This window comes from Clostridium sp. AN503 (assembly GCF_040719375.1).
Lineage (GTDB): Bacteria > Bacillota > Clostridia > Lachnospirales > Lachnospiraceae > Brotaphodocola.
Window position 1 is genome coordinate 72,819 of record NZ_JBFDTP010000002.1, and the last position, 13,420, is coordinate 86,238.

Here is a 13,420-nt window from a genome sequence, read left to right on the forward strand (position 1 = left end):
ATGGAACATATAACGAAAGACAGTTTCTCTTATGTGGGCGAGGATGCCAGCAAGCGGGAGGCCATTACCCGCCCGAGCGTGACCTTCATGCAGGACGCCATGCGCCGTCTGCGCCAGAATAAGGTAGCGCTTGTCTGTGCGGTGGCGATCGTGATCATGATCGTAGCCTCTACAGTGGCCCCGATGCTCTGTCCCTTTGATTACCGGGAACAGCATTATTCCCACACCAATGCGGCGATGATGACCTTGTGTACGGAAGCGGGCAGCGCGGGCGCCGGCCATATGCATATTTTTGGTACGGACACCCTGGGCCGCGACATCTTCACCAGAGTGTGGATGGGCGGAAGGGTATCCCTGACCATTGCGATCGCCAGTGCGATCATTGACTTTTTCCTTGGCGTGATCTATGGCGGTGTGTCCGGTTACTTCGGCGGCACTACGGATATTATCATGATGCGTATCCTGGAGATCATCAACGGGATCCCGTATCTGATCATAGTCATCCTGTTGATGATGATCCTGCCGCCGGGTATGGTGACGATCATCATAGCCTATTCGCTGGTGGGATGGATTCCCATGGCGCGGCTGGTCAGAGGACAGGTGATCGCCTTAAAGGAGCAGGAGTTTGTCACAGCCGCGGAAGCGCTGGGAGCCAATGCCTCCCGCATTATCGCAAGGCATCTGCTGCCCAACACCCTTTCTGTGGTTATCGTCCGGATCACTCTTTCGATCCCGGCTGCTATTTTCTCGGAGGCTTATTTAAGCTATTTGGGACTTGGCGTGAAGCTGCCGATGTGTTCCTGGGGCTCTCTTGCCCAGGCAGGCATCGAGAACTTCCGGATCTATCCGTCGCAGCTTATTATACCGGCTGTCTGCATCAGTGTGACCATGCTCGCCTTCAATATGTTTGGCGACGGTCTGCGGGATGCGTTTGACCCGAAACTGAGGAGGTAGCAAGATGGGAAATAGAGTACTAGATATGGAAAACCTGCATGTATCCTTCGATACCTATGCAGGCGAGGTACAGGCAGTCCGCGGCGTCACGCTCCATGTGGATGAGGGCGAAGTGCTTGCCATCGTAGGCGAGTCGGGCTGCGGCAAGTCCGTAACGGCACAGACCATTATGAAGCTGAACCCGATGCCTCCGGCAAGGATTAAGGAGGGCTCCATCCGTTTAGGGGAGCATGACATCGTGGCAGCCAGTGAAAAAGAGATGCAGTCGATCCGCGGCAAGGAAGTGGCGATGATCTTCCAGGACCCGATGACCTGCATGAACCCCACCACCCAGGTGGGCAAACAGATCGTGGAGGCCATCAAGCTCCACAAGCATCTGTCGAAAAAAGAGGCATTTGAAGAAGCTGTAAGATGTTTAAAACAGGTAAATATCCCGAACCCGGAAGAACGGGCCAGGCAGTATCCCCATGAGTTTTCCGGTGGTATGCGCCAGCGTGCCATGATCGCCATGGCCTTAAGCTGCAATCCGAAGCTTCTGATCGCGGATGAGCCGACTACAGCCCTGGATGTGACGATCCAGGCTCAGATCATGGATATCCTGATCGAGCTGAAAGAGAAGATCAATACGGCTATCATCCTGATCACCCATGATTTGGGCGTGGTGGCGGGATCGGCCGACCGGGTAGCAGTTATGTACGCAGGCAAGGTGGTAGAGACCGGGTCCTGCGAGGATATCTTCTACCGGGGCGTGCATCCGTATGCGCTTGCGCTTTTGAAGAGCCTGCCTTCTGTGGATACCACAAAGGCGGAACCGTTGACATCGATTCCCGGCACGCCGCCGGATCTGTTAAGCCCGCCGAAGGGCTGCGGCTTTGCGGCGCGGTGTTCCCACTGCATGAAGATCTGTCATGAGCAGGAACCGCCGGAATTTACTGTGGGCGAAGGACATACGGCAAGCTGCTGGCTGCTGCATCCTGACTGCCCGACAGCAGAGGAAAGGGGGGAACACCAGTGACAGATGAGATCCTGGTACAGGCAGAAGGCCTGTGCAAATACTTTAAAGTGAGCGGTGGGCGTACCCTGCGTGCTGTAGATAACGTAAACTTAACGATCCGCCGCGGTGAGACCCTGGGTCTGGTAGGCGAGTCCGGCTGTGGAAAATCCACCTTGGGACGTACCATGATGGGGATCTATCCCCCGACCAAAGGGAAGCTGATCTATGATGGGAAGGAACTGAATCTGAACAATAAGCGTGAGCGGTTTGAGTTCACGAAAAAGGCCCAGATCGTATTCCAGGACCCTTATGCGTCCCTGGACCCGCGTATGACGGTTGGTTCGATCATTGAGGAGGGCATGGTCATCCACAATATGTACGATGCCGCCAAGCGCAAGGAGCGGGTGGAGCGTTTCCTGGATATCGTGGGACTGAACCGGGAACATGCGGGACGGTTCCCTCATGAGTTCTCAGGCGGACAGCGCCAGAGGATCGGTATCGCCCGCGCCCTGGCGATCGAGCCGGAGTTCATCGTCTGCGACGAGCCGATCTCCGCGCTGGATGTGTCGATCCAGGCACAGATCATCAACCTGCTGCACGAGCTTCAGAAGAGGATGAGCCTGACTTACCTGTTCATTGCCCATGACTTAAATATCGTCAAATATATTTCAGACCGTATTGCTGTTATGTACCTTGGCAGTGTGGTGGAGCTGGCAGACAGCCATGAGCTTTATATGGACACGCTCCATCCTTACTCCCAGGCGCTCTTGTCCGCGGTGCCGATCCCGGACCCGGCCAAAGAGGCCCAAAAGCAGCGCCAGATCATCGACGGCGATGTGCCAAGCCCGATCAACAAGCCGAAGGGCTGCGCATTCTCCAGCCGGTGTCCGCGTGTCTGTGGCAAGTGCCATGAAAGCGTGCCGGAGCTTAAAGAGGTGAAGCCGGGGCATTTTGTGGCTTGCCATTTGGTGGAATAGGCAGGAGCGGTGTATGACCGGATAGAACCGGAGGAATCTGCGGGAAATGAGAGCAGATTCCTCCGGTTTTCTGCATTTAAGGGATCGGGCGCTTTATGACTATCCGCCGCTGTGGGAGGAAACTCAGGGAGCGGCGGTTGCCTTAATCGGAAAAATGTGATATAATGTTGAATTATAAGGGAAAACAACAAAAAACCAATTGCTTAAAATAATCGGGCGGGGGGAAAAGATTTGATTTCAGCGGAGCGGAGAGAACAGATTAAGATGATACTGCTTCAGAAAAAAAGTGTTACGGTAGCGGAGGTGGCACAGAATTTTGATGTCAGTACAGAGACGATACGGCGGGATTTTGAGGCTCTGGCAGCAGAGGGATTTCTGATCAAATCCTATGGAGGGGCGACGCTGGCAGTCCGCAAGAACATGACCGTATCCCAGAAGCTAAAGTCCGGGATCCTGATCGAGGCGAAACGGCGGATGGCGAAGGAGGCTGCCAAGCTGGTGCACCCCAATGACTGTATCTTTTTAGACCACTCTACAACGGTTTATGAGATGTGTGATGAACTGGCAGGGATGCCGCTGACGGTTATGACCAATTCCCTGGCCGTGATGAACCGCATGTCGGAACAGCCGAATATCAAGCTGGTGATACCGGGCGGCAATTTTGATGCCAAGAACCAGGCTTTTTTTGGCCTGGAGGCGGTACAGTATTTGAAGCGCCACTCCTTTGACAAAGCATTCCTGTCCTGCCGGACTCTGGATATCCGCAGAGGACTTGGAGATGCGGAGGAAATGGTCGCAGATATGCGACGGAATATCATAGACAGTTCTGATTTTAACTGTCTTTTGATCGATTCTACGAAGCTGGGAAGGTCGGCGTTCGTGCAGACGTGCGGCTATGATAATGTTCATGTGCTCATAACAGATAAGAAGCTTGAGGATACCTGGCCCCGCTTTTTGGAGGAACAGGAGATCCGTTTTATAGAATGTCTGGAAGATGAGAAGTAGCGCAGCTTTAAGCTGACCAGCAAGCAAATTGGTAAAAGTGCCTGACAACCAGGAAATAAATTCTGGTTGTCAGGCACTTTTTTGACTACTTATTTGGAATAATATGGAAATTACGCCCGAATGTGTCAGAAATCAATAAAAAAACTTAAAAATCAACAAAAAATCTATTGAAATCAACAAAGCACTGTGCTATAATCCAATCATACATCAAGAAACGGCAACAAACAACTAAAAACAAGAACAAAAGCAACAGAAAAACAACAAGAAACCAAAAACCATGCACTCAGCAACCAAAAACAACAATTAAGAGGAGGTAAGTTTCATGAGGAAAATTTTGTCAGCGGTATTGGCAGCATCGATGATCGTGTCCCTGACGGCATGTGGCAGCGGCAGTTCGGGGTCTGCCGCGGGGAACACAGCGGCGCCGGCAGCTACATCAGCGGGAACAGCAGCGTCGGACACAACAGGCATAACAGATACGGCAGATGCTTCAAGCGCAGCAGGGGGAAGCGGCGAGGCAGCGGGGGCGCCTTTAAGCGGTGAGGAATTTGTAAAGAAGGGATACCGGATCGCTTACATATTGAACGTGGCGTCCTCTGATATTTTCCAGATGGCAGTCTCGTCTGCAAAGGAAACGGCAGAAGCCCTGGGGATGACGGTGGATGTGTATTTTACTGATACGGACAATGTTAAGTTTCAGGACTTTGTTAATACCTGTGCGGGGCAGGGATATGATGCGATGTTCCTCTCCCATGGGAACCAGGAGACCGCTTATGACCTGGTCACGATGCTGCAGGAAAAAGGGATCAAGGTCGTCTGCTTTGATACACAGCTCACAGACGCCAACCGGAACAGCGTGACCGTGCCGGGCGTGACCCAGATGTTCCAGAATGACCAGATGATGGCGGACCTTCTGCTGGATTATATCTGCAACACGATCTATCCGGAAAAGGTCGCTGCTAAAGAACCGGTCAAGATCTTGAAGATATGGAGAGGCCCCGGCGTATCACCTTTTGACCGCCGTCAGGAGACTTATCTGAAATATGAGCAGGAAGGCCTGATCGAGACTCTTGAGACCTTAGGGCCGATCGACACAGCCAATGGGGAAGCCAGCATGGCGCAGGTGGTTGCTTCCGCGCTGCCGAAATATCCGGAGGGGACGGTAGATGCGATCTGGGGCTGCTACGACGCCTATACAAGAGGCGCATATGTGGCGCTCATGGAGGCAAACCGTAAGGATATCCCGGTTGTGTCCGTGGATATCTCCAACCAGGACATCAACTACATGCTGGACGGCAACAACGTATGGCGCGCCTGTTCCACGGTGGATTTCTCGACGATCGGCGAACAGGGAATCCGTATCCTGGCTATGAAGCTGAACGGGGATGAGACGGAGGATGTGTATAACTTAACGCCTTCTCTGGTGCTTGCAGAGGACTTAAAAGCGGATTCCAACGTGCTGAACTTAAAGGATTCGATCGAAGGGTACGGCGTGAACAATGACCACATTGCAGAGTGGATGGAGCCGTATATCGACAAGAAATAAAATACTGCCGATGATAACATGACAGATTGTTTGTGATAAAAGTGGCCGGAAGGGGTCACTTTTATCGCAAATGGAGAAAAGGTGGGATGATATGCAGAATACAGAACGAATCAAACTGGAAGTAAGAGGAGTCTCGATCGAGTTTCCGGGGGTCAAAGCATTGTCGGATGTGAATTTTACCATAGAGACCGGGGAGATCCGGGCGGTTGTGGGCGCCAATGGCGCGGGAAAATCCACGCTGATGAAGGTGCTGGCGGGCGTCAATCCCGGTTATACAGGAGACATCCGGTATAAGGGGGAACCGGTGGAGGTCCGGACTCCGCAGGCGGCAAAGGAACTGGGGATCGAGATCGTGTACCAGGAGGTGGACATGGCATTGTTCCCGGACCAGACCGTAGCGGAAAATGTCATGATGAACAAGCTTATCCGGGGCATGAAAAATCCATTTGTCAACTGGAAGGGACTGAGAAAAGAAGCAAAGGAGACCCTGGAGCGCTTACACATCAATGTGGACGAGAATAAGATGGTGCGGCAGCTTTCTCTGGCGGAAAAGCAGATGGTGCTGATCGCCAGGGCAGTCCGGGAAAAATGCAATTTCCTGATCCTGGACGAGCCGACGGCGCCTTTAAGCGTCAGCGAGACAAAGGAACTGTTCCGGATCGTCAGGAATTTGATGGAGGCTGAGAATATTGCGGTGATCTTTATCTCCCACCGGCTTCAGGAGGTGCTGGAGATCTGCGATAAGATCGACGTGATGCGGAACGGCCAGATGGTCGGCCAGCTTGAGGTCACGAAAGACTTGACCAGCAAGATGATCGTGGATAAGATGCTGGGCCGGAGCTTCCAGGAGGACTTCCCAAAGGCGGATGTAAAATTGGGAGAGGTGGCATTTGAGGCAAAGCACCTGCAGGATGAGGACGGCATGGTAAACGATGTGTCCCTGACAGTGCGTTCTGGGGAGATCGTGGGAGTCAGCGGACTGGTGGGAGCCGGCAAGACAGAGCTGTGCAAGCTTTTATTTGGTGACAGCCGCAAAAAAAGCGGGCAGGTCTTTCTGCATGGGAAGGAGCTGAACATCAAGTCCCCCACAGATGCGGTGCGCGCAAAGATCGGGCTGGTGCCGGAGGAGCGGAGAAAAGAAGGAGTATTGGTGGATGAGCCTGTATTTTTCAATCTGTCTGCGGCGACCCTTTCTTCCTTCTGTACGGCGGGCGGATTTGTAAAGAAAAAAGAAGAAGTGGAAAATGCCAGAAAGTATATACAGTCACTGGGGATCAAGACACCGTCGGAATTCCAGATGGTTCGGTATCTGTCGGGCGGCAATCAGCAGAAGGTGGCAGTGGGAAAATGGCTGGCTGCCGACTGTGAGATCTACATTTTTGATGAGCCAACCAAGGGCGTGGACGTGGGGGCAAAACAGGACATTTATGAGCTGATCACAACGATCGCAAAGGCTGGGAAATGCGTGCTCTATGTTACATCGGAGAACTCGGAGATCCTGGCGATCACAGACCGCACCTACGTGATGTATGGGGGCCGGATCATGGCGGAGCTTGAGACAAAAAACACATCGGAAGATGAAATCATGTACTATTCGACAGGAGGAAAATAACAGTGGGTGCAAAAATAAAGAACAATCTGAGTGTGGGAAAGATCATCCGGGACTGGGCGGCAGTCATAACGGTGATATTTTTGTTTGCGTTTTTCTCGGTGAGGATGCCGAACACCTTTGCGACCAGCGATAACTTTACCACGATCTTCCGTTCCATCGCAGTGACGACGGTCATGGCTATGGGACTGACCATGACCCTGGCGGTGGGCGGCTTTGATCTGTCTGCAGGCTCCACAGCCACCATGTCCAGCTTTATCATGATGAGCTTTCTCATCTGGCACAACGTGAACGTCTGGCTGTCCATCCTGATCACGATCGCGGGAACGCTGGTGATCACCCTTGGTTCCATGTTCCTGATCGTAAAATGCAAGATCCCGGATCTTCTGGCGACCTGTGCCATGATGTTCTTTCTGGATGGTTTAAGCCTTACTTACTCAGGCGGCGGCGCTATCAGCGCCGGTATGCCGAAACCGGACGGGACGCCGTCCCTGGGGATCGTGCCGGATGTGTTAAAAAAGATGGGAACCTCGCCCACGATCATTATCATTATGCTGGTGGCTGTGGCATTTGTCCATGTATTTCTCAATTACACCAAGTACGGAAGATATATCTATGCGGTGGGCGGCAACAAGATCGCGGCAAAGCTCTCCGGCATTCCGGTGAACAAGTACCGGATCATTGCGGGCCTGATGGCGGGAACCTTCGTGGCCCTGGCGGGAATCCTGGTGGCGGCAAGAAACCAGTCCGCCCAGATCAACGGCGCATCCTCTTTCAGTATGCCGGCCCTTTCGGCTGTATTTATCGGCCGTTCCTTTGCCGGGCAGGGGAAGCCCAATGCGGTAGGCACCCTGATCGGCGCGGCTCTGGTAGGGGTTCTGGACAACGGCCTGGTCATGATGTCGGTCCCGTACTATTCCCTGAATGCGATCAAGGGGCTGGTTCTGGCGATCGCACTGGCGTCGGCTTATTATTCGACGAAGGAAGACTAAGGAGCGTAGAAAGGAGAGCAAATGGGTAAATTTGATCAGCATTTTAAAATGCAGGAAGCTGACGCCATGGAGTATGCCGTGGAAAAAGGCTTTTTTGACAGGAATGCCGCGTTGTCCTGCAAAGAGATCGGGGACGGCAATATCAATTACGTGTTCCGTGTGCAGGAGGAGGACGGAGAAAAATCCATCATCATCAAACATGCAGATATCCGCATCCGCTCGTCCCAAAGCCTGGCAGATACAGACCACAACCGGATCGAGGCGGAGATCCTGAAGCTTGAGGGGGAACTGGCGCCAGGTCTGGTGCCGGAGGTTTACTTATACGATCCGGTCATGTGCTGCCTGGTGATGGAGGATTTGAAAGATTATAAAAATATGCGGTATGAGATGATCGCACATCATGTCTACCCCACGTTTGCGGAGGATATTTCCACCTTCATGGCGCGGACCCTGATGATGACCACGGATCATGTCATGGATCCGGACGAGAAGAAAGGGCAGGTAAAGAACTTTATCAATCCGGCCCTCTGCAAGATCACGGAGGATCTGGTCTATACGGATCCTTATACGGACTGCCACGGGAAGAACCGCCTGAACCCGGACAACCGGGAGTTCTTTGAGACGGAGCTGTATAGAGATGAGGCTCTGCGCCTGGAGGCTGCAAAGCTGAAGGATGGATTTAAGGCAAATGCACAGTCGCTGATCCACGGGGATCTGCATACCGGTTCCATTTTTGTAAAAGAGGGGGCCACAAAGGTCCTTGACCCGGAGTTTGCGTTCTACGGGCCGGCTGGATATGATGTGGGGAATGTCATTGCCAACCTGATATTCGCCTGGGCAAGTGCGGAGGCGGCCGCTCATCCGGCAAAGGAACCTGCTATGGGACCGACCATGGAACCGACTATGGAGCCGGAAGAGGTGCGGGAGGATTTTCAGGGCTGGCTGGAAAACACCATCGAGGCGGTGGTGGACCGGTTTGCTGAAAAATCCGTGAAGATCTTAAAGGAGCAGGCCACGGATGTGATGGCGCAGACAGAAGGTTTTGCGGAGTGGTTCGTGGACGGTGTACTGTCAGATACAGCAGGCGTGGCGGGCCTGGAGCTGAACCGGCGGATCGTGGGCAGTGCGAAGGTGAAGGATATCGATGGGATCGCGGACGCCGCGCAGAAGGCATACGCGGAGCGGATCTGTGTGCTTGCGGCGAAACGGTTTATTATGGAGAGGAACACATCTTACCGCCGCGGACGGGATTATATTGATACGCTGAGAGCGGTCCGGGAGGGACTGGAGGAGAAAGAGAGGGCAAGATCATGACAACACAGTGGGGAGACAGAAGAGAGCAGCTGCTGGAAATGAGCCGCCGGGCTTATGGGCAGGCTCTGTTTGCGGGGACAAGCGGGAACTTGAGCATCTACGACCGGGAGAGCGGGCTGATGCTTATCACGCCCAGCTCAGTCCCCTATGAGACAATGGAAAAGGATGACCTGGTGCTTATGAAGCTGGACGGAGAGGTGGTCGAGGGAACGAACCGTCCGTCTTCCGAATGGCGGATGCACGCAGTGATCTACCAGGAAAAGGAGGAGGTCAGCGCGATCCTGCACACCCATTCCCCCTATGCCACTTCCTTTGCGGTCAACAAGCAGGAGATCCCGGTGATCCTGATTGAAATGGTGCCGTTTTTGGGCGGCAGCGTCCCGGTGGCGGAATTTGCCCTTCCGGGGACGGAATCCGTGGGGGAGGAAGCGGTGAAAGCCCTTGCGGGGAGAAACGCCTGCCTGATGGCAAACCACGGGGTGCTGGCTGTGGGAACGACTCTGGAACAGGCCCATATCCGGGCAGTTTACGTGGAGGATGCGGCAAAGATCTATTCCCTTGCCCTTTCCAACGGGGAGACTTACGAGGTGCCGGAGGAATTTGTACAGATCATGCTGAACAGGAATAAAGGGTAGTGGATGGAGAAGGAGGAGAAAGATGGGGATCAATCGTTTTTTTGCACCCAAGTGCAGTTTGTTTGGTTATGGAAGCTTGATCGGACTTGGGGATGAGATAAATAAAAGGGGTTATAAAAAGGCGCTGATCGTGACGGACCGGTCGCTGGTGGAGCTGGGAATCGTGAAACAGGTATCGGACGTGTTGGATCAGAGTGGAATCTGCTATTGCCTTTATGACGGCGTGAAGCCTAACCCGACCGTGAAAAATGTGGACAGCGGCCTGGCGATCCTGAAGGAGGAGGCCTGTGATTTTGTGGTATCGATCGGAGGTGGGTCGGCCCATGACTGTGCGAAGGCGGTCACGATCCTGGCGGCGAACGGGGGCAGCATCCTGGATTACCGCGGGCTGGACCAGAGCAGGGTGCCGGCCCTTCCGTTGATCGCGGTGAACACCACGGCGGGCACTGCCAGCGAGACCACGAGGGCTTACGTGATCGTCAACGAGGAGACAGGGGAGAAGTTCGGCTCCAGGGACCAGTATGTGATCCCGGCGGTCGCTGTGGACGATCATCAGCTGATGATGGGGCTGCCAAAAGGCCTGACGGCGGGAACCGGGATGGACGCCCTGACCCATGCTGTGGAGGCTTATGTTTCGGTCAACGGGTTTGTGATCACCTCGGAGCTGGCTCTGGGTGCGATCCGTCTGATCTTTCAAAATCTGGAAAAAGCGGCCCTCTGCCCGGATGAGGAGAGCCGTGAGGGGATGGCGGCAGGACAGTATCTTGCGGGCCTGGCCTTCGGAAACGCGGGCTGCGGTCTGGTACATTCCATGTCCCATCAGCTCAGCGCCGTCTACGACCTGCCCCATGGTCTGTGCAACGCGGTCCTTCTGCCTGCGGTATGCCGGTTCAACTTAAGTGACGGAGAGGCCAGGAGAAAATACGCGCAGATCGGGGAGATGCTTTTTCCGTTGGCGGTGCACGGCAAGACAGATCAGGAGAAGGCAGAGTACCTGATCGGGCAGATCGAGGCCATGTCAGACCGGATCGGGACGAAACGCCGCCTGTCTGAGCTGAATGTGAAAGGGGAGGATATTTCCCTGCTGGCGGAGAAGTCCCTGTGTGACGGAAGCCTGGGGAATAATCCGGTGCAGCCGACGAAGGAGCAGATTGAGGAGCTGTTTGCTTCTTTGATGTAGGCGTGAACAATACATGGAAACGGAGGTAAAAGAATGGTCAGAGCAGATGAGGGAATGGGTTTCCTTCTGAAATATGAAAATGTAGCATGGTACGAGGACGGGGCTGTCCGGATCCTGGACCGCAGGATCTACCCGGTGCGGGTGGAGTATGTGGTCTGCCGCAGACATGAGGAGGTGGCGAAGGCCATCGCGGACATGGTGACCCAGAGTGGAGGGCCATACACCGCGGCAGCCATGGGCATGGCGCTGGCGGCCTATGAGGCAAAGGATATGGCGGAGGCGGAGCTTCTGGCCTATATGGAGCAGGCGGCGTATACCCTTTCTCATGCCAGGCCCACCACGGTTGAGAAAATGAAGCGGGTGACGGAAGGATCCATGAACGTGGTGCGGGAGGAAGTGCAGGCGGGCAGGGCAGGACAGGCGCTGGTGGATGCCCTGGCGGACTATGCATTTTCCTATATCAACGGCAACTATACGCGGTTTCAGTCCATTGGGAAATACCTTGCGGATAAGATCCCCAGGGGCGGCACCATCATGACCCAGTGCTTTGCGGAGACAGTCATCGGGACGCTTCTCAATGAGTGCAGGAAGCAGAATAATGAGATCAAGGTGATCTGCCCGGAGACCCGGCCGTATTTCCAGGGGGCAAGGCTGACCGCCAGCGTGGCTTATGACATGGGCTTTGATGTGACTGTAATCACGGACAATATGCCGGCCTATGTGATGCGGGAGAAAAAAGTGGACGTGTTCACTTCGGCGGCGGATGTGATCACGGTGGACGGTCATATCGTCAATAAGGTTGGCACGTTCCAGATCGCCCTGGCTGCCCAGTACTGGGGTATCCCCTACTATGCGACCGGAACCCCCAACAGGGCGCATCCGGACATGAGCTCGGTGAAGATTGAGCTGAGGGACCCGGAGCTGGTCATGGACGCCATGGGGACGAAGGTGACGAAGGACGGAGTGAAGGGATTTTACCCGGCCTTTGATGTGACGCCGCCCAAACTGTGCAACGGCGTGGTGACGGACAAGGGGATCTTTTCACCGTATAACCTTGGTGCGTATTTTGAATCTTGAATCGTAGCTGTGAGGGGACGGAATGTGGGTGCGCTGGACAGTTACGGATAGAAGAGGGAGGGGCAGATGCTGACCTTTATGATCGCGGTGGGGGCTCTCGCAGGAGCCTTTGACTGTATCCGCGGGAACCGTCTGGGTCTTGGGGAAAAATTCGAGGAGGGGTTTCTCTGCCTGGGAGCCGCGGCTCTGGGGATCGCGGGGATTATCTGCATCGCCCCGGTCCTGGGCAATCTGCTGAGACCGGCGGTGGTACCGCTTTATCATCTGCTGGGCATGGACCCGGCTATGTTCGGGAGCCTTTTGGCAAACAACATGGGCGGTTATCCGCTGGCTATGGAGCTGGCTGACGACAGCCGGATGGGGCTGTTTTCCGGACTGGTCGTGTCCTCCATGCTGGGGGCGGCGCTGGTGTACACAATCCCGGTGGGGCTGGGAATGGTACAGGAAGACAGGAAGGAATCTTTTACCAAAGGGATCATGATCGGGATGATTCCCATTCCGGTTGGATCAGCCGTTGGCGGGATCATGATGGGGCTTCCCCTGGTGAAAATCCTGTGGAACAGCATTCCGACCATCCTGGTGACGGCGGTGCTGATCGCGGGATTTGTATTTTGCCCTGCCCGGCTGGTGAGCGGTTTCCTGGCAGCGGCAAGGGGCATCCGCGCGGTATCGGTCTTTGGGCTTGGAGTGGGGGCTTTTACAAGCCTGACCGGATACCGGTTGATCCCGGGGATGGAAACATTGGAATACGCCATGGGGATCGTGGCGGGGATGGGGATCGTCCAGTTGGGAAGCATTCCTCTGGCGGCGCTGTTTGTACGGTTCTTTAAAAAGCCCCTGGCCCGGCTGGGGGAGAAGCTTTCAGTCAATGCGGTGTCCGTGGCGTCGCTTCCTGTGGCCTGCGTCAATGTGATCTCCGTGTTTACCATGGTAAAAGAAATGGACCGCAGGGGGATCGTTATCTCGGCGGCCTGGTGCACCAACGCGATCGCGCTGTTTACGGCCCATCTGGCGTACACGAAGGCGGTCTCGCCGGAGATGGTGGCGCCGGTCCTTACAGCCAAGGTGGTCAGCGGCCTGGCGGCGGTTGTGATTGCCTGCCTGATGGAGCGGGCAGGAGAAGGAGAGGGATAAAAC

The 13,420-nt window shown here is 54.6% G+C and carries 12 protein-coding genes; all 12 read left to right on the plus strand.

Going from position 1 to position 13,420, the window contains the following annotated elements; genetic code table 11:
• Complete coding sequence (locus AB1I67_RS07510; RefSeq protein ID WP_367029244.1) at positions 1–954, plus strand: ABC transporter permease; 954 nt, start codon at positions 1–3, stop codon at positions 952–954.
• A 4-nt stretch (positions 955–958) separates the two neighbouring features.
• Positions 959–1,969: an ABC transporter ATP-binding protein gene (locus AB1I67_RS07515; RefSeq protein ID WP_367029245.1), complete on the plus strand. Its 1,011-nt coding sequence runs from the start codon at positions 959–961 to the stop codon at positions 1,967–1,969.
• Entirely contained in the window at positions 1,966–2,925 is a 960-nt protein-coding gene (locus AB1I67_RS07520; protein ID WP_367029247.1) for an oligopeptide/dipeptide ABC transporter ATP-binding protein, read from the plus strand. The genes AB1I67_RS07515 and AB1I67_RS07520 overlap by 4 nt, the downstream gene beginning before the upstream one ends.
• Before the next feature lie 231 nt (positions 2,926–3,156).
• A complete protein-coding gene (locus tag AB1I67_RS07525; RefSeq protein WP_367029249.1) occupies positions 3,157–3,930 on the plus strand; it encodes a DeoR/GlpR family DNA-binding transcription regulator in 774 nt (257 codons plus the stop codon).
• Positions 3,931–4,252: 322 nt separating this feature from the next.
• On the plus strand, positions 4,253–5,476 hold the full coding sequence (locus AB1I67_RS07530) for a substrate-binding domain-containing protein (RefSeq protein WP_367029250.1): 1,224 nt from the start codon (positions 4,253–4,255) through the stop codon (positions 5,474–5,476).
• A gap of 91 nt (positions 5,477–5,567) precedes the next feature.
• On the plus strand, positions 5,568–7,088 hold the full coding sequence (locus AB1I67_RS07535; RefSeq protein ID WP_367029252.1) for a sugar ABC transporter ATP-binding protein: 1,521 nt from the start codon (positions 5,568–5,570) through the stop codon (positions 7,086–7,088).
• Between the two features lie 2 nt (positions 7,089–7,090).
• Complete coding sequence (locus tag AB1I67_RS07540; RefSeq protein WP_367029253.1) at positions 7,091–8,077, plus strand: ABC transporter permease; 987 nt, start codon at positions 7,091–7,093, stop codon at positions 8,075–8,077.
• Between the two features lie 21 nt (positions 8,078–8,098).
• Positions 8,099–9,391: an S-methyl-5-thioribose kinase gene (gene mtnK, locus AB1I67_RS07545; RefSeq protein ID WP_367029254.1), complete on the plus strand. Its 1,293-nt coding sequence runs from the start codon at positions 8,099–8,101 to the stop codon at positions 9,389–9,391.
• Positions 9,388–10,026: a class II aldolase/adducin family protein gene (locus tag AB1I67_RS07550; protein ID WP_367029256.1), complete on the plus strand. Its 639-nt coding sequence runs from the start codon at positions 9,388–9,390 to the stop codon at positions 10,024–10,026. The genes mtnK and AB1I67_RS07550 overlap by 4 nt, the downstream gene beginning before the upstream one ends.
• A 22-nt stretch (positions 10,027–10,048) precedes the next feature.
• Complete coding sequence (locus AB1I67_RS07555) at positions 10,049–11,206, plus strand: iron-containing alcohol dehydrogenase (RefSeq protein WP_367029257.1); 1,158 nt, start codon at positions 10,049–10,051, stop codon at positions 11,204–11,206.
• A 33-nt stretch (positions 11,207–11,239) separates the two neighbouring features.
• Positions 11,240–12,283, plus strand: a complete 1,044-nt coding sequence (locus tag AB1I67_RS07560) for an S-methyl-5-thioribose-1-phosphate isomerase (protein WP_367029258.1) — start codon at positions 11,240–11,242, stop codon at positions 12,281–12,283.
• A 66-nt stretch (positions 12,284–12,349) separates the two neighbouring features.
• Positions 12,350–13,417, plus strand: coding sequence for an ethanolamine utilization protein EutH (locus tag AB1I67_RS07565; protein WP_367029259.1), 1,068 nt, complete (start codon positions 12,350–12,352; stop codon positions 13,415–13,417).
• Positions 13,418–13,420: the final 3 nt, after the last annotated feature.